Below are 17,298 nucleotides of genomic sequence, written 5' to 3' on the forward strand. Positions count from 1 at the left end.
GTCTGTTCGTCCGATTCGCATAAGGAAGCTTGCAGCCTGGGCTTCCCTCTCTGGATACGCAAGGTTCGAATTACTTTGTCCCATCAACGGATCTACAAGATATGACATGGAATTAGAATTTATTCTACCCGCGAAGGTATCCAAAGTCAAGAAAAAACATCCGCTTGCTTGCAAATTTTCATTCGGATTATTTTGCCGCCTTCAGCGCGTTATATACGTCTTTCATCATCATATACGCATCGCCGTTGGTCAGCTCCTGCTTATTTGCAATGCCGTCCAACGTCGCGGCAGCAAGGAATCCTTTACTCTGCAGTGTCTGCAGCGCTTGCTCGGGCGCCGTTTCCACCTTCAGCAGAAGGGCGATCATATGCGCCGCTTGGTCCAACGTAACCGGCAGTGTCTTCGGATCGGTGCCTTTGGCGAGCGCCTCTCCCGGGTTCCCGGCCATGGCCTCGGGCTTGAACTTGCGCATGCCCAAGAGAAGGTTGACTAACCGCTGCTGGTTGGACTTGCTGTCCAGCGCAAAGTTGTTGTCGTATCCGCCTGTCGCAAGACCGAGCGTGACCGCTACCTTCAGGCCTTCGTACGCTTTATGCTCCATGAACGGCTGGGCCTTAATGCTGAACGGCTTCAGTACCATGCCCTGATTATTCAGCGTATCCTGAAGCTTCGTAATGGCTTCTTTGTTGGCGGACATTTGACGGAACGTGCTTCCGGAGTCCGCCGCGATTTTCGCCGCGGCCCCGGCTGCCTCGCCGGCCGCCATACCGACTGGAATAACTCGTGCGGTCCCGTGCGGGAGCGAATCGAAGCTTGCCGCGCGTCCGACGACCAGCAGCCCGTCCACTTTCAGCGGCACGATGCTGCGGAAAGGTACTGCGTATTGCTGAGGCACGGTCACGACCGCACCGGTATCCGCAGGCGACATGCGCTGAATATCGACCGGATAGGAGCCGAAACCGATGCGATCCCATTGATCGCGGTTTTCGAGCACGTCGATAATGCTGAGGCGGTATTCGCCTTGGATGTGACGCGTTTCGCGCACATATAGCTCCGGCGCTGTATCGTCCAAGTCGATGCCGGCAAATTCAGGATATTTTTCCTTCATGTATTTCACAATATTCGGAAGCTCGTCCTTGCCGAGCTTAAATGCTTCTTCACGCGATTTGGGGTCGGTTCCGTCAATTCCGAAAATTTGCAGCGCGTTGATCAGCATCGTATCGTTGTTCTGACGTCCGATGTTCAATCCCCGCATCCGCACGCGATCTTTATTGACCGCAGGATAATCCTTCATGTCTTTGTAGCCCCAGGCGCTCATTTCATTCGCGCCTGTTCCGGCGTCGTTATCTCCGTCCAGACGCTTACGGACCTTCTCCCATACGTCCGGCGTGACGTTCTTCAGCCGGAAGACGAGCGTCACGGCCATACGCGCCTTCTTGTCGCCGAGATCTTCGCGTCCCGTCGTATAAGGAACTCCGGCGGATGCGGCAATGTCCGCATCCTGCGTTGCATCGATGAGTGCTTTGGTCTCGACGGTTTTGACACTGCCGTCGGCCAGCGTCAGCTTCATGCCCGTGATTTTGGAAACCGTACCCGAAGGGGAGGTGATCGGCTCCATCGATTTGACCTTCAGCAGCACGTCGATATTTTTCTCCGCGGCTACCAGCGAATTAAAGGCATTTGCTGCCGTCACGACATCGAACGAATCTCCTTCAATTTTGCCGTACCACTCCGCAAATATGCCCTTGTTGAGCATTTCCCGTTTATGTAGGACACTTTTGTCCGGCTCATAGTTCATGTCCAAGCTGTTTAACCATCCGAGCGTCATCAGTCCGCCCAAGATCTCGCGGTCTTTTCCGTCAACCAGCAATGTCTTCTGGCCGTTGCGCGCCGCGGAAACAGCCGCCGCCACTCCCTCGGGGTCGGTACCGGCCACGATAAGGTCATAGCTGTCTTTTGGAGTGCTTACCGTCTTCACTTCTTCCAGCTTCTGGGCGGCTTTTCGTTCACCGCCCCCCGCTCCTGCTTTCGTTCCCCCTGCTTTCCAGTAATGCCATGCACCGGCGCCAGCCGCAATTAGAACGATCAGTGCGATTACTAGTACGTATCCTTTTGCGCTGCCTCCGGAATTGTTCGATTTCCCTGCCATAATACACCTCTGCCATGTTATGATTAATGCCTGATCATTCGAAATTAAAACGAAGCATGATCCATTACGTAGCCTTAAGACGGCTGGCCGGCCGGAATGCCATAAGCATCGTTCAGCAGCCTGATTTTTTTGTCTACATACTCTTGATAAGCCTCGTTGTAGAAGGAGGGCTCCTTCGGGTTCGGCATCCGTTCGATGCGCTGCTCGTAGCCGTCCTCATGCTCGACCTTCGGATACAGCACTTTGCTTACCGCGCCGCAGCCGAGTCCGATAATCGTCTGACGCTCTTCCATCATCAGAATGTTATACAGACTCTCGAAGCCTTCGAGCGAATAGCCGACGTTCTCCTGATTGCCCAAGATGTTTTTCTGCCGGTACATGTAATACGGCTTGTATCCGTGCTCCTCCATCCATTCGGAGGCTGTGCGAATCATCTCGGCTATTTCGTCCCGTTCCGCCACTTCGTACTCGCTTTTGTTCTTCGTCATCTTGGAAGCGCGCTTGAAGGAAAGCGTATGAACCGTCAGCGATTCCGGCAGCAGCTCGGCCGTTTGATCGAGCGTCCTCTGCAGCTCAGCCATTCCTTCGTTCGGCAGCCCAATAATCAGATCCATGTTGATGTTGTTCAGGCCGAGCTTTCGCGCGAGCTTGAACTTCTCGATCGTTTCCGTCACCGTATGGTGCCGTCCGATCGCATCAAGTGTCGCCTGCGTGAAGCTTTGCGGGTTAATACTGATTCGGTCGACCTTCCAACGTTTCATTACTTCGATCTTGTCTTCGGTTATCGTATCCGGACGGCCGGCTTCGACGGTAAGCTCGCGGACACGATCCATCGCCGGGAACGATTCGTGCATCGTGACGAACAGCGCATCCATCTGCTCGGCCGTAATGCTCGTCGGCGTTCCTCCGCCCCAATAAATCGTCGTTATGCCGACTCCGGCTTCCCGCAACCAGCGGCCCATCTCACGAATCTCGTAATGCAATCCTTCCAGAAACGCCTCGACAGATCCGTTATTTCCCCGAATATCGTAGGCCGGAAATGTACAGTACGCGCATTTGGTCGGACAAAACGGGATTCCGATATAAATGCTCACTTCCCGGTCCAAATGGAACAAATCAGGGATCACTTTCAGTTGACGTTCGGCTATACCGGCAAGCAGCTCCACTTTCGGTTCGGTGACGAGATACTCGTCGCGCAGCGTTTGCTTGCAGCTTTCCATCGGTTGTTTCATCATCATGTTATGCATCAGCTTGGTCGGCCGCACGCCGGTCAAAATCCCCCATGCCTGCTCCAGCCCGGTATACTCGCGAAGCACTTGAAGCAGCCCGTAGCTGACCGCCCGCTTGACGGTGCGTTTATGCCCGGCGTCCCGCGCATCCATCGCCCGCTCATGCTCGTTGTCGTAAGCGGCTTCCGTCTCCCGGTCGGTCAGTCGGATCTTGGACCTGATTACTCGCTTCGTTTCATCGGCTTCCACATCGACGCGAACGTGCAGGCGCGCATCGTCCGTTCTCTCGTAGACCGCCTCGACCTCTTCGAAAAAAAGCTTGCCTATATGAAACAGCTCATTGGCCTGTTCACCGAAACCGACACGCTCGAATTCGATTTTCAATGCATTCCATCCTCCGTTAATCGTCTGTGCGAGTCAGCCGCTGGATGCCGAAACAAATGCTTCGTCACTTATAAGACGGGACTACTGCACAAGAAGTTTCAAATTGGAACAAAACTAGCAATAGTTTAGCATATTTGGCTGTCTAATGAAACAAACGGGCCGCTTTCGCTCAATCCACGAAAACGGCCCGTCTTTTTGGTCAGCGGAACGGTTTGCGCGCCGTCCGCTTCAGTTGCTCGCTGGAAGAAGAGAAATCGGCACGGATTTCCGTATCGTCCATGCCGGACGATTGCAATGCCGCCGCCTCCGCCAGACCGCCGGAACCAAGTTGCAGCTCCGGCATCAGTAAGCTTTGTTCTTTCGGCGATCGGTACATAATAGGCATAGGCTCCTTAGATGTCGGGCAGCCGCACAAGATAAACCGTGTGCAGGCTTATTCTCATTGTCCCCCGCCTGAGCCCTGCTTATTCGCATGCCGAAGCCTCTTGAACAGCCGCGGATAAAAGCCGTTATACGTGCGGCTCCTGTCCCGGACTCTAGGCCTGCTTGCTTTCGACAATGAGCGTAACCGGTCCGTCGTTGACGAGGGACACGTCCATCATTGCCCCGAACCGTCCGGTCTCCACTTGAAGCCCCGCTTCGCGAAGCATACCGTTAAACCGTTCGTAAAGCGGCTCCGCAAGCTCAGGACGAGCGGCCGCCATGAAATTGGGCCGTCTTCCCTTCCGGCAGTCCCCGTATAAGGTGAATTGAGAGATGGACAGCACCTGGCCTCCGGTCTCAAGCACCGAATGGTTCATTTTCCCTTGTTCGTCTTCAAATATGCGCAAGCCCGCTATTTTATCGGCAACGTACCGGGCATCCTCCTCGGTATCGCCATCTGCAATGCCGACGAGCAGCACCAAGCCTTGGTCGATGCGTCCTACCGTTTCACCGTCCACCGTCACTTGTGCCGCTTTGCTTCTTTGCAGTACCACTCTCATGAACGTCCAGACTCCGTTTCAAAAAATAAAATTTCCGGGGCTTTAAGCCTGCATAATGCGTTGTACCGAATATACGTCCTTGATCCGCTTGATTTTTTCCACGACCGAATGCAGATGATCGATATTGCGGATCAATATCGTCATGTGGATGACCACCATCTTATTTTTATCCGAGCGGCCGGAAACGGCAGAAATGACCGTTTTGCATTCCGATACGACCTGCAGCACTTCGTTTAGCAGTCCGCGCCGGTCGTGTCCCGTAATTTCGATCTCGACATTGTAATTCGCCTCGATGTTGTCCGCCCACTCCACCTCGATCACGCGATTCCCTTCTTCGCTGCATTCCGGTGAAGGAATGTTCGTACAGTCCGAACGGTGAACGGATACCCCCCGCCCCCGCGTAATATACCCGATAATCACATCGCCCGGAACGGGATTACAGCAGCGGGCAAACCGCACAAGCAGGTTGTCCACTCCTTTGACCCGGACCCCTCCGGTCGGACGGCCTTTGCGCTCCTTATCCGACACCGGCGCTTTCATTTCCTTAACCTCGGACGTAAGCATCGCCTGCTGCTGGGCTTCCTCCGCTTCCCTGCGAACCTTCTCGGTCAAACGGGTTACGATCTGGGCCGCGGTGATGCCGCCGAAGCCGACGGCCGACAGCATGTCCTCGATTTCGTTAAAGTTGAACTTTCGGGCGACCTCCAGCATCTCGTCATCTTTCGTCAGCGCAGGAACGTCGTAGCCAAGCCGTTTCAGCTCGCGCTCGATCATTTCGCGGCCCTTGAGCACGTTTTCTTCGCGGCGCTCTTTCTTGAACCATTGGCGAATCTTGGTTCGGGCGTGCGACGATTGAGCAATTTTCACCCAATCCTGGCTCGGTCCGTACGAATGCTTGGACGTCAAAATCTCGATAATATCGCCGGTTTTCAGCTTGTGGTCGAGCGGGACGATGCGACCGTTGACTTTGGCGCCGATCGTACGGTTGCCGACCTCCGTATGAATCCGGTAAGCAAAGTCGAGCGGGACCGAGCCCGCTGGCAGTTCGATGACTTCCCCTTTCGGCGTAAAGACGAACACCAGATCGGAGAAAAAATCCATTTTAAGCGACTCGACGAACTCCTGTGCATCCTGTGTATCGTTCTGGAGCTCTAGAATCTCGCGGATAAAATGCATCTTGTCTTCGTAGCTGCCTGACGGGACAGATGTGCCTTCTTTATAGGCCCAATGCGCAGCGACCCCATACTCCGAGGTACGGTGCATCTCAAACGTGCGGATCTGAACTTCCAACGGCTCGCCTTTCGGACCGATGACCGTCGTATGCAGCGATTGATACATATTCGGCTTCGGCATGGCGATATAATCTTTGAAACGGCCAGGCATCGGCTTCCATAGCGTATGGATGATCCCTAGCGTGGCGTAGCAGTCTTTAATATTGTCGACGATAATCCGCAGCGCCAGCAGATCGTAGATTTCATTGAACTGCTTGCTTTTCACCGTCATCTTCTTGTAAATGCTGTAAATATGTTTCGGTCTTCCCGAGATGTCGCCGTCGATCCCCATCTCCTGCAGCTTCTCGCCTACCGACGTAATGACGTCGCTTAAGTACTGCTCCCGTTCGGCGCGCTTCTTCTGCATAAGGTTCACGATGCGGTAATACTGCTGGGGATTCAAGTATCGCAGGGCGATGTCTTCCATCTCCCACTTGATCGCCGATATCCCCAGACGATGCGCGATCGGGCAAAAGATCTCCAGCGTCTCGTCCGCGATGCGCCGCTGCGCTTCTTCCGACTGGTGCTTGAGCGTTCGCATGTTATGCAGACGGTCCGCCAATTTAATAAGAATGACGCGAATGTCCTGTGCCATGGCGACGAACATTTTGCGATAGTTTTCGTTCTGGTGCTCTTCCTTGCTCTTGAATTTGATTTTCTCGAGTTTGGTGAGGCCGTCGACGATCATCGCACAGGTAGCGCCGAACTTTCCATGCACCGTTTCGAGTGATACCGTCGTATCCTCCACCACGTCATGGAGCAGCGCAGCAATGATGGAAGTCGTATCCATCTGCATGTTAACCAAAATGTCCGCTACGGCAAGCGGATGCAATATATAGGGTTCTCCGGATTTGCGCACTTGGCCGTAATGCGCCTGATCCGCAAATTCATAAGCTTCCCGGATTCGTTTCAGGTCATTTTCTTTCACATATGTGGATGCCTTCGCAAGAAGCTGCTCTATCCCCATCCGTTCATCCATTCCCTTAATTCGATTTTAATCCATTATGCCCTTGAACCGGGGGCTGCGTCAAGAATTTGCGGGACAAACCGACATATTACGCGCAAAACGGACAATTATACACGCTCCTCTTACGCTGGCGGCTACAAATCCCGGAGCGCATCGGCTACGAGCCTTCGGCGTTCTTCAATATACCTGCGAATCATCCATACTTCGCCCTCGAACTCCGAAACCGACCATTTGCGAGCCGTATCCCGTATCACATGAGGCCTGATCGCGCTATGCATGGTGTAGGCGACGGGAATGATTCTTCTTACCGTGAACGGGTCGTTCAGCATAGCCGCAAGCAGCTTTTTATATTTGCTCCGGACGGCCGGAAATTTCAGCAAGGTACGGGTCAGCCGGTTATACCCCGTCACGCGCACCAAATCGCTGCCGCACGGTTTGCCGAAACAGTTCCTCCCCCAGGTGCCTTCATAATCCCATGGAATGATCCGGTATTTTTGTGATTTTCGGTGCCGATACATGGCATAGTTCTGATCGAAGCCGTCATAATTTCCAGTTAAAACGGCCCCTGCCAACCAGCGGAGGTAATTGTCGATGTCCAAGCGAAGCTGCAGATAAGATAACAGCGCTTTAGATCTGTCCGAGCCGAGCGTATTCAGCTTACGGATAAACAACGTGAACTTGCTCCGATCATCCGAGGACCCGATCATTTGCTTGTAGCCCGAAAATAATGAGGATTTTTTGCGGCTCGAATCGTTTGAATACAAGCTGAAGTTAGCATTGTCGTTTATAGCATAAAATAGCGATTGAACCGAGATTCCCCGTCTTCGGAAAAAATAATGGTCGACTCCTTCAATTTCCAGATACACCCCTAAATTTTGGCCGTTGAGCCGCAGCAAACAATGTCTGGTTTGAGGACAAGGCACCCCGATCCATTCGAAAAAACGAAACGACAAAGCATTCCGAATCAAGGAAGGATCGTCGTACTCGGCATTATAATGGTACGTTTTCCCGCCGCTAACTACTTCGTAGGAACGTTTCGGGTAGTCGCGTGTATGTCCGCCCCGGTAGCGAACCTTGATCATCCTTTTCGTTCCCTCGGACGCCATACTTCCTTGAACGAAACGGTTGCTCCAGACATTTTTTTGCAGCTCTTTCAACTGCTGCTCGCCAATTACCAAATGCCTCACAGGCAGTTCTGCAAACATCGGCCTTCCGCCTTTCTCTACAAAGCAAAAAGCCTATCCTTGAGGATAGGCTTTTTGTGCTACTTTACCGTATGCGTCCATAAACAGCTCAGTCACGGCGAGTGCCTTGTCTGCAATTAACGCTAGCTCCGGCCACGTCGGCTGCCCCATTTCGCCTTGATTTCCGCCCCAAAACCATGGATCGCAATTAGAAAATAAAGGATTCATAGTGCAAAACTACCTTCTTTCCCATTGATAGTTTTAACTTATACTTGCAGTGAAAGCGTTGTCACGGAACAAACGTTAATTCTTCAACAAGAACTTTCGCCTTGTCCCGCAAAATCTACCAACACTATGTCCAGGTCTCAAGATACTAGCGGAAATTAAAAGTCAACTACATTTCAGACTATACCGAATGATGCGAGATACATATAAATAAATTGCAAATCAACTCCATCGACAAATGTAAGGAGGTCGGTGCCCATACGGCAAGTTGGCGATTCGGTGACAAGCCATCGCAGGTCATCCATTCAGGTAATCGGAAAAGCCACAATTTTATTACACGGAGGGGAATATATCATGGCGGAACATAGCACGTTTAAAAGTTTGATCGGTTCAGAGGTGAAAATTAACCGGGGAGATCCGGATGCCGTTACCGGTAAATTGATCGGAATTCATCCCAACTATGTGGCCCTAAGTACAGAAGATGGTGCCGTCTATGTAAATACGACTCATTTGAAGAGCATTTCGCAGTCCACCGACCAAAAAAGCTCGGGGACGAACGGATCGGTTACGGCGCACATCAAAACCTCCAGCTTTAACGATTTGCTGCATGAGCTTCGCCACAATTTCGTTAAGATTAACCGGGGAGGTCCGAAAAAACTGGAAGGTATTGTATCTGATGTAACATCTGATCATGTTATCGTCATTATTAACAACGAACCTGTTCGCGTCCCTCTTTTCCATATTAAGAGTGTTACCGTCGGACTGAAAAGCCGTGGAGACAAAAACAGGAATAAAAGCGGGAAGGCAAACGGAAATGCAACCCCAAAATCAGGCGGCAATAATAACAACAAGAGCAGTCACAGCGGCAACCGCGCTAATCGTAGTCACCGAAGCAGCCGCAGCGGGAGATCACAAGGCTTTAACTTTTGGGAAGCTCCTTTCTCCACTTAAGTCCCGGACAAGGCACCGAATGCCTGCCTCACGAGCCGCATATGCCATTTGGCAACTAGGCTTTGAGGGGGCTTGCAGCCGGTATTGAAAGGGGCTCTAACGAAATTCCGTCCTGCTCCCGGGCGCGCAGATGTTAAGCAGCCACCGGTGCATCCGGCTGCTTGGGGCGGCCATTTGGGGGACATCGTTTTCGCTTAAGTATGCAAAAAGGCTATAGGGAGGTGTTTCGTATGAAAACGATGCGCTCGCATATTAACCAATACGTCGAATTATCCGTCTCCGGCAAAAGGGATTGTGTCCGTGGTTTATTAATTGATATCGGCAGCGATATTATGGTGCTTCAAGATGGGGAAAGGCTTCTCTACCTCCCGCTCCTGCATCTGAAGCAAATGACTCTCTCCGTCAAGCAAGAGGCAATTGTGGAATTTTCTCGGGATTCATGGGAACCGTCCCAAGATTTATCGTATCGAAAAGTGTTGATGAACGCCAAAGGCATGTTTACTGAACTGTATATAACAGGGAATCAATCGAATCACGGATACGTAACGAGCATCATGAACGATTTTTTCGTCTTTCAATCGCCGGTTTTTCATTCCGTTTTGATCGCTATGCGGCATTTAAAATATTTGATTCCTTACAGTCCGAACGCAACGCCTTATGCCATGAATCCGACTTCCTTTCCGGTCAGCACACCGACCATGGCTCTGGCGCGAACGATCGATCAACAATTGAAAAAATTAGAGGGAGAGTTCGTCGTATTAAATCTGGGAGAAAACCCTGGCAAGATAGGTCTGTTAAAAACCGCCGCCCCCCCCATTATCGAACTCATTACTTCCGGCGGCGCGTCGATGTTCATGCATATCGATCATGTCAAAACGGTCCACCGGCCCTAAGCTTAAAAAAGCGGCCCGAGGAATTTTTTCCTTCAGGCCGCTTTTCTGCGAATATTAATATTGCACAAGCGAAAATACTTCGATCCCGTCCAGCTTCTCCCGTCCGTTAAGCTCCAAAAGCTCGATCAGGAAAGCCGCTCCGACCACTTCTCCGCCCAATTGCTTGACCAGGTTGATCGAGGTTGCAATCGTTCCCCCTGTGGCCAGCAAGTCGTCGGCGATCAGCACTTTTTGGCCAGGAGCGATCGCATCGTTATGCATCGCAAGCTTGTCTTTGCCATACTCCAAAGCGTAATCCGCTTCAATCGTCGCCCCCGGCAGCTTTCCGCTTTTGCGGATCGGCACGAATCCGACTCCCAGTGCGATCGCGAGCGGCGCGCCGATCACGAAACCGCGCGCTTCCGGTCCGGCGATGCAATCGATCTCTTTGTCCTTCAAATGACGGGCAAGCTCTTCAATAACGGCTTTGTAGGCTTGGCCGTCTCTCAGCAATGTCGTGATGTCCTTAAAGCTGATTCCCGGCTGCGGGAAGTCGTCGATAACGCGAATATAATCTTTGAAGTTCATACAATTTCCTCCATCATGGAATGGTTTGGTTCCGGTCCCCTCAGAAGCTTCAAACGAAACTCCTTTGCGGAGCAGTATAGGAGCTCCTGCTCTACGTCCGGCCGTTTCGAACGGCTGCGGTAAAGCAGCGAGACGGATAAATCTTTTTTCTCGGAGGAGGGTACAACCCTGTACCCCTCCCCTTCCGGCTCGATCAAGCCGAGCTCGGTAAACACGTCTAATATAAACAGGACGAGGTGAGGCGAGAGCCCGCAACGTCTTGCAATCGCCTGAACAACCTGGACACCTGTGGACCGACTCGCAGCTTCCGGCCGCAGCGCCATGACGGCGCCGTAAACGGCCTTGAACATCTCGCGGCCCGGCATGACACTGCCTTGCTTATCCTCTTCGGTACCTCCGAACGCAGCGTAATAGCGCTGTGCAGAGGACGCTTCGGCGGCCAGCGCGTGCAACTGCTCCATCCTCTGCGGGAGGCAGTAAATGAACACGTCCAATGCCTCCGATAACGGCGTAAGTTCTGCGCGCTCGTTCGCAGGCCGAAAGCGGCCGTGAATGTCGGCACACCACAGCGCGTATCGGACAGAAGGCGATTGGAGCGGAGCCGGAACCGCCTCTCCAAATACGATTACGGCAGGCAAAGAGCCATGCTGCCCCGAATTATGACGTTCCAGCCGTTCGCACAGCTCCGCCAGCTTCTTTTCCGGCTTCGGAGCCCCTCGCCAATCGAACAGCTGTATTTCCGGCACGCGCACGTCCTGGATCATAATTTGCGGACGGCGTACTCCGTTCCATTCGTTGATGGATAACTCCCCGAGCACTTCAAGCTGTGCCGACGGCGATATCCATTCCGCCAAAGAAGCTTTGCCGAATCCGACCCCATCCATGGCGGCCGCCGTCTCGTCCTGCGCAGACCGGAGAGACAGCTTCAAATGCTGCTGCTCCTTGCCCATCGTGCGCATGTCATTTAAAGCAAGATCGCCGAACACAAAACGTGGTGACGGGTTCCCCATCCCGAACGGTCCAAGCCGCTCCAGCTGTCCGATGCTTTCCAAGGTTACGTCGCTGAAATCGCAGACCAGATCCGCATCTAGCCGCGGTATGTAATCGTCCGGCGTCAGCCATTCTTTCGCCAGTTGCTCCAACCGAAGGCCGAGTTCCGGCAAATGTGCCCTTGCAAGCGTCATGCCCGCCGCCATCGGATGACCGCCGTAATGATCCATGATATCGGAGCAGTGCGTTAAGGCGCGGTACATGTCGAAGCCAGCGATCGAACGCGCAGAGCCTTTGGCCATACCGGTTTCCGGATCTATGCCCAAAATAATGGTCGGCCGGTAAAACCGGTCGACGATCTTGGAGGCAACGATGCCGATCACACCGACGTTCCATTCTTCGTGAGCCAGTACGATAGCATCGGGCAGTCCGCCGTCCGCTTTGCGTTTTTCGACCATGTCTACGGCCTGTTTGGCCATTTCGTCGACAATGCGCTGCCGTTCCTTGTTCAGCTGATCCAGCTCGAATGCCAGCTGATCCGCTTCCTGTTCGCTCGTGGTCGTCAGCAGCCTGACCGCCGTGTCCGCACTGAGCAGACGGCCGCTTGCATTAATGCGGGGCGCCAGGGCAAACCCGATATGCGTAGAGGATACCTCCCGAACCGGAACGCCGGCTATTTCCAGCAGCGATCGAATCCCATAATTCGATGTCGATCTCATCCGTTCCAAGCCTTGCTTCACGATGATCCGATTCTCGTCCGTCAGCAGCATGAGATCGGCTACCGTACCGATGGCGGCAAACTCCAGCAGCTCCTCGGGCCAACGACCGAGCAGCGCTTGTGCGAGCTTAAGCGCGACGCCTACCCCCGCAAGCTGCTTGTAAGGGTATGGACAACCCGGCTTTTTCGGGTTGATCAATACGTAAGCGTCCGGGAGCACCTCCGGCGGTTCATGGTGATCCGTAACGATGACATCGATTCCCAGAGCGTTCGCATACGCGATTTCCTTCACGGCGCTGATGCCGGTATCGACCGTCACGATCAACCCGACGCCCTGCTCTTTCGCCGCGTCAAGCGCAGCGGTATTGAGACCGTAGCCTTCGTGAACGCGGTGCGGAATGTAATAATCGAACGTGCAGCCGAGCTGCCGCAGCAGGTGAACCATCAGCGTCGTGCTGCTGACACCGTCCGCATCGTAATCGCCGTAGATGCGAATATGTTCCCCGTTGTCGATCGCTTTTCGAATTCGTTCCACCGCTTGTTCCATACCATCTAAAAGGAACGGATCGTACGTCTGATCCGTTCCTCCGTTTAAAAAATGAGCGGCTTGCGTGGAATCTGTTATTCCCCGGACAACGAGCAATCTTGAAATGATCGGCGGCAAATTAAGCTCCTCCGCCAACCTTTCAGCCGCATTGCCGTCTGCCGCGCCGATATTCCATCTTGCCTTCGCCTGAAGCATGACGGCCGTTCCCCCTATTCCTCTTAATGAAGCAGCGTGGGCATATCGTCAGGCTCCGAATCCGTACTTTTGTACGGATAACCTGCATCGTACGGATTGACGTGAACGAACACGTCGGAAACGTGCAGGAACCGTTTCATGAGCGTATGCTTGACGATTTTGGCAATATCATGCCCTTCCTGAATCGAGATGCGCGGATTGACGCTGATTTTTACGTCGACAATGACATAATGGCCGTGTTCCCGCGCCCGCAGTTGATCCACAGCAATAACGCCTTTAATGCGCTGTACCGTTTCAAGCAAATCTGCCGCATCTTCTTGATGCAGTACGTGGTCCATCGTGCTGTGAACCGAATCCATCAATAAACGGTATCCCATTCGAAGCACCATGACCGCGACGACCAAACCCGCAATTGGGTCTAAGTAATACAGGTAAGCCATTCCGAAATAGGAGCCGAGCATCGCGCCCCCGACGCCGATAAAAGCGGCAATCGAAGAATAAACGTCGGAGCGGTGCTCCCAAGCGTTCGCGATCAGGGCTTGACTCGCCAGCTTCTTCCCAAGCCGGAACTTGTATTGAAACATCGCTTCTTTGACAATGATGGACAAGATGAGCACCGTCAGCGCGAAGCCTTCCGGCGGTTCATGCACGCCGCCATAGATCGATTTCACAGCCGAAATGCCGATTTCAACGCCGACCACAAGCAGCAGCACCGATAAAACAATGGCCGCTATCGGCTCCGCCTTGCCGTGTCCGTACGGATGATCCTCGTCAGGAGGCTTCTTGGCCGCGCGAAGCCCGACCAGCACCGCCACCGATCCCACGACATCCGACGCCGAATGGAACGCATCGGCCATTAATGCTTTACTGTTGGCCATATAGCCGGTTACGCCTTTCAGAAGGGCCAGGGCAAGATTTCCTGTTATGCCGATCCATGCGCCCGCAGCCGCTTGCTTGTAACGTTCCTCCGTCATGGGCCACTCCTCCATGAGATTGATAGAAAGGCCGCGGAAACTTGCCGTTTCGCGCGGCCGGCCGCAGATGAACCATGGCTTCGGTAAAAGCGGTTCTTACGCTTTCGCTGCAGAGCTCTTTTTCGAGTCGATCGATTTGCTTTTCAGATCGTACCAGAGCGGACCTGCAATAAAGATGGAAGAATAAGCGCCGCTGGTCAGACCGACGATCTTCGCAAGCGCGAAGAGCTGAATGGAAGGACTGCCGAGCACAAGCAAACATACGGCGGCAATCAATACCGTAAGGACCGTATTGATATTCCTTGTCATCGTCTGCCAGATACTGTCGTTCAATAAGGACGCCAAATCGTCCGGCGTCTTCAGCTTGGCAAAGCGCAGATTTTCGCGGACCCGGTCAAAGACGACGATTTTATCGTTAATCGAATAACCGATCGTTGTGAGCACCGCCGCCATAAACGGCAAGTTCACTTCCAGCCGGAATATCGCGAACACGCTGATAACCAGAAAGGCGTCGTGCAGAATCGCAATAATCGAAGCAATCGCGAACCGCCACTCGAAACGGATCGTGACATAGAGACAAATGGCCAAGCTGGCTACCCCGATCGCGATGAGCGCTTTATTGCGAAGCTCCAGCGCCATATCCGGCGTAACGGTATTGACTTCCTGCGATACGCCGTTGCCGTAGGTTGCCTTGAATTTTTCCTGAATCTGTTTCTGGGTTGCTTCGGGCAAAATATCGTTAAATCTCATGGACAGGCGGTTATTGTTGTCCCCGCCAAGCGTCATCACACCGGCTTCGACACCGACGCTTTTGAGCAGTTCTTCGGCTTTGGCCTTGTCCATCGCTTGTCCGGCCGAGATGTCCATGGACGTCCCTGCCCGAAATTCCACCCCGTAGTTCAAACCGCTGACCGACAACACGACGGCGCCGACGATACAGACGAGAAGCGAAATGATATAGAACGTTTTGCGATGTTTGACAAAATCGAAAAGTATTTTAGTTTTAGAGTTCACGGATTTCCGACTCCTTTACGCCAAAGTAGACCGGCTTCTTGAACAAATTGCTTCGGATGAGCAGCAAGGTCAAAAACCGCGCAAAGAAGACGTTCGTGATCACACTGAGCACGATGCTGAGCATCGTCGTAAGCGCAAATCCTCGGATGGCTCCGTTACCGATATAAAATAACACAAAGCCGGAAATGATGTTCGTAATATTGGCATCCATAATCGTTCTGAACGAATGCTTCGAACCCGCCTTCATCGAGGAAAGAATGCTCTTGCCGCTGCGGATTTCCTCTTTGATCCGCTCCGCGGTAATGATGTTCGCGTCGACCGCCATCCCGATACCGAGAATAAACGCCGCGATCCCCGGCAGCGTCAGCGTCGCATGAATCCAGTCGAAGACGATGAGCAGCAACCAGGAGTAAGTGATGATCGATATCGAGGCAACGAGGCCCGGTATCCGGTAAAAAATCAGCATGAAGAGCAGGATCAGCACGGAACCGACAAGGCCGGCTTTAACCGTTTCCTGCAGGGACAGTTGGCCAAGCGTAGCGCCTACGCTCTGCGTATATTTCTCGGTAAGCTTCAACGGAAGCGCGCCGAGGTTGATCGTGTCTTTCAGCTTGTTGGCTTCGTCATACGTATAATTGCCTGAGATCGTCGCTTTGCCATCGGTCAGCACCTGCTGTACGATCGGCGCGGACAACTGGGTCTCGTCCAAATAAATGGCAAGCGGTTGACCGAGCAGCTTCTCCGTGACCTTGCGGAATTTCTCTTTATCCTTGACTTCGATCGAAATCATCGGACGGTTCTGTTGGTCGAAACCGACTTTGGCAGCACCCTCTACGAAGTCGCTCCCCAGCATTTCCTTCGTGCCGTCCGGGCCGCGGAACGTAAGCTGCGCAGGCTCTTTGATGATCTTTCTAACTTCCTCTTCATTCGACACCCCGGCCAGTTTCACACGGATTCGGTCGCTTCCCTCGGTTGTCACTTCCGGCTCTGCAATCCCGAGGCTGTCGGCCCGTTTCTCCAGACTGATCGCGGTTTGCTTGAGCGATTCGGGAGTAACCGGCTTCCCGGGCTCAATCGGCTCCACAACGTACAGAATCTCAAAGCCGCCTTTCAAATCAAGCCCCAGCTTCACTTGTCTGACAAGCTGCGGACTCGTCACTCCGATCGCGGCAAGGACGATCAGCACGATAGCGAAAAAAGCGACGATTCTTTTGATGTCCATAAAAGTCTCCTTCCATACTCAATATTCCTATTATACCTACGTGCGAAAAACGAGTCAATTTGCCTCTTTTTTCCTTTCTGTAAAGACGCGCGCAAAAAAGAAGCCCGGTCGCTAGCGATGGGCATCCTTGTATATGCTCATGGTCATCCAGTTCATGAACTGCGTCGCCTTCAAAGATAAAATATCGTTGACGATCCGGTGCAGCGGAGGAACGCCGGTCTTATGGTATTTGTCGCTAACGCACTCCCATATTTCCTCTCCTGTCACCTGCTCGTAACCGATCATGCGGAACTCCTCGGCTTTGCTCCGGCAAATTTCTTCGATTACCCGGCTGAGCTCCTCGTCATTCATAGGCTCTTCTTCCGGTTCGGGGTCCGGTTCCGATTCCATGTGCTTCATCCAAAGCTCCGGCAGATTGCCCGCTTCGGGTTCGCATTCCTCGTCGTGCTCCTGAACCGAGGCCGAACCGATCTCCTGCTGAGGCTCGCTCAGCTTCGGATCGGCCGCTCCTTCTTCCTCAAGCAAACGCGGGGCCGAAACCGTCTCTTCCGCCAACGAATCCTGCGGGTGATCGCCAGTCTCCCTCTCGGAGTAAAAAAGCTCCATATAGGGGACCGGCTCCGCAAGCGGCTTTTCGGCTGCAGCCTCCCGCGCCCCGTCTTCTTCCGTATTCCGGGACTCCGAGCTGTCCGTATTCTCGTTCCCGGCTTCCGTCCCCGTTTCCGGAGCGGAGGTGGCGGCGTGCTCCAGTTCCGCTTCCATGGCATCCGAACGCTTGCCGTCGCTGCGATCCTGTTTCCAACTGTCGTTTTCCATCTTGCAACCCTCCCGCGTG

15 protein-coding genes are annotated in these 17,298 nt (G+C 53.2%); 2 read left to right on the forward strand and 13 right to left on the reverse strand.

Translation table 11 applies throughout. The annotated features are described in order from the left end of the window. Window positions 1-187 precede the first annotated feature (187 nt). From QMG93_RS12910 to QMG93_RS12940, 7 genes are all read right to left on the reverse strand, one after another. Complete coding sequence (locus QMG93_RS12910; protein WP_281937008.1) at window positions 188-2,149, reverse strand: FAD-dependent oxidoreductase; 1,962 nt, start codon at window positions 2,147-2,149, stop codon at window positions 188-190. Between the two features lie 74 nt (window positions 2,150-2,223). Continuing rightward, window positions 2,224-3,762, reverse strand: coding sequence for a coproporphyrinogen III oxidase (locus QMG93_RS12915; RefSeq protein WP_281937010.1), 1,539 nt, complete (start codon window positions 3,760-3,762; stop codon window positions 2,224-2,226). A 199-nt stretch (window positions 3,763-3,961) separates the two neighbouring features. Beyond that, complete coding sequence (locus tag QMG93_RS12920) at window positions 3,962-4,138, reverse strand: hypothetical protein (protein ID WP_253408551.1); 177 nt, start codon at window positions 4,136-4,138, stop codon at window positions 3,962-3,964. Between the two features lie 160 nt (window positions 4,139-4,298). Then, a complete protein-coding gene (gene dtd, locus QMG93_RS12925) occupies window positions 4,299-4,745 on the reverse strand; it encodes a D-aminoacyl-tRNA deacylase (protein WP_281937014.1) in 447 nt (148 codons plus the stop codon). Between the two features lie 42 nt (window positions 4,746-4,787). Beyond that, a complete protein-coding gene (locus QMG93_RS12930; RefSeq protein WP_281937016.1) occupies window positions 4,788-6,983 on the reverse strand; it encodes a RelA/SpoT family protein in 2,196 nt (731 codons plus the stop codon). 134 nt (window positions 6,984-7,117) lie between these two features. Beyond that, entirely contained in the window at window positions 7,118-8,188 is a 1,071-nt protein-coding gene (locus QMG93_RS12935) for a CotH kinase family protein (protein ID WP_281937018.1), read from the reverse strand. A 33-nt stretch (window positions 8,189-8,221) separates the two neighbouring features. Beyond that, entirely contained in the window at window positions 8,222-8,395 is a 174-nt protein-coding gene (locus QMG93_RS12940; RefSeq protein WP_281937020.1) for a hypothetical protein, read from the reverse strand. Between the two features lie 351 nt (window positions 8,396-8,746). Here QMG93_RS12940 and QMG93_RS12945 point away from each other — a divergent pair, with 351 nt between their 5' ends. Both QMG93_RS12945 and QMG93_RS12950 read left to right on the forward strand, forming a co-directional pair. Next, the gene (locus QMG93_RS12945; protein ID WP_281937022.1) at window positions 8,747-9,343 is read left to right on the forward strand and encodes a hypothetical protein; all 597 of its coding nucleotides are present in this window, start codon (window positions 8,747-8,749) and stop codon (window positions 9,341-9,343) included. Between the two features lie 230 nt (window positions 9,344-9,573). Continuing rightward, the gene (locus tag QMG93_RS12950) at window positions 9,574-10,236 is read left to right on the forward strand and encodes a DUF2642 domain-containing protein (RefSeq protein ID WP_281937024.1); all 663 of its coding nucleotides are present in this window, start codon (window positions 9,574-9,576) and stop codon (window positions 10,234-10,236) included. A 54-nt stretch (window positions 10,237-10,290) separates the two neighbouring features. Here the strand turns inward: QMG93_RS12950 and QMG93_RS12955 are convergent, their stop codons facing one another. From QMG93_RS12955 to QMG93_RS35215, 6 genes are all read right to left on the reverse strand, one after another. After that, window positions 10,291-10,803, reverse strand: coding sequence for an adenine phosphoribosyltransferase (locus QMG93_RS12955; protein ID WP_281937026.1), 513 nt, complete (start codon window positions 10,801-10,803; stop codon window positions 10,291-10,293). Next, the gene (gene recJ / locus QMG93_RS12960) at window positions 10,800-13,253 is read right to left on the reverse strand and encodes a single-stranded-DNA-specific exonuclease RecJ (RefSeq protein ID WP_281937027.1); all 2,454 of its coding nucleotides are present in this window, start codon (window positions 13,251-13,253) and stop codon (window positions 10,800-10,802) included. The genes QMG93_RS12955 and recJ overlap by 4 nt, the downstream gene beginning before the upstream one ends. Window positions 13,254-13,276: 23 nt before the next feature. After that, window positions 13,277-14,227, reverse strand: a complete 951-nt coding sequence (locus QMG93_RS12965) for a cation diffusion facilitator family transporter (protein ID WP_281937029.1) — start codon at window positions 14,225-14,227, stop codon at window positions 13,277-13,279. A gap of 96 nt (window positions 14,228-14,323) precedes the next feature. Next, entirely contained in the window at window positions 14,324-15,241 is a 918-nt protein-coding gene (secF, locus tag QMG93_RS12970) for a protein translocase subunit SecF (protein ID WP_281937030.1), read from the reverse strand. Beyond that, the gene (gene secD, locus QMG93_RS12975) at window positions 15,231-16,463 is read right to left on the reverse strand and encodes a protein translocase subunit SecD (RefSeq protein WP_281937032.1); all 1,233 of its coding nucleotides are present in this window, start codon (window positions 16,461-16,463) and stop codon (window positions 15,231-15,233) included. The genes secF and secD overlap by 11 nt, the downstream gene beginning before the upstream one ends. 111 nt (window positions 16,464-16,574) lie before the next feature. Next, the gene (locus tag QMG93_RS35215) at window positions 16,575-17,279 is read right to left on the reverse strand and encodes a post-transcriptional regulator (RefSeq protein ID WP_309299670.1); all 705 of its coding nucleotides are present in this window, start codon (window positions 17,277-17,279) and stop codon (window positions 16,575-16,577) included. Window positions 17,280-17,298 lie beyond the last annotated feature (19 nt).

This window comes from Paenibacillus tyrphae (genome assembly GCF_027925525.1).
Classification (GTDB): domain Bacteria; phylum Bacillota; class Bacilli; order Paenibacillales; family NBRC-103111; genus Paenibacillus_G; species Paenibacillus_G tyrfis_B.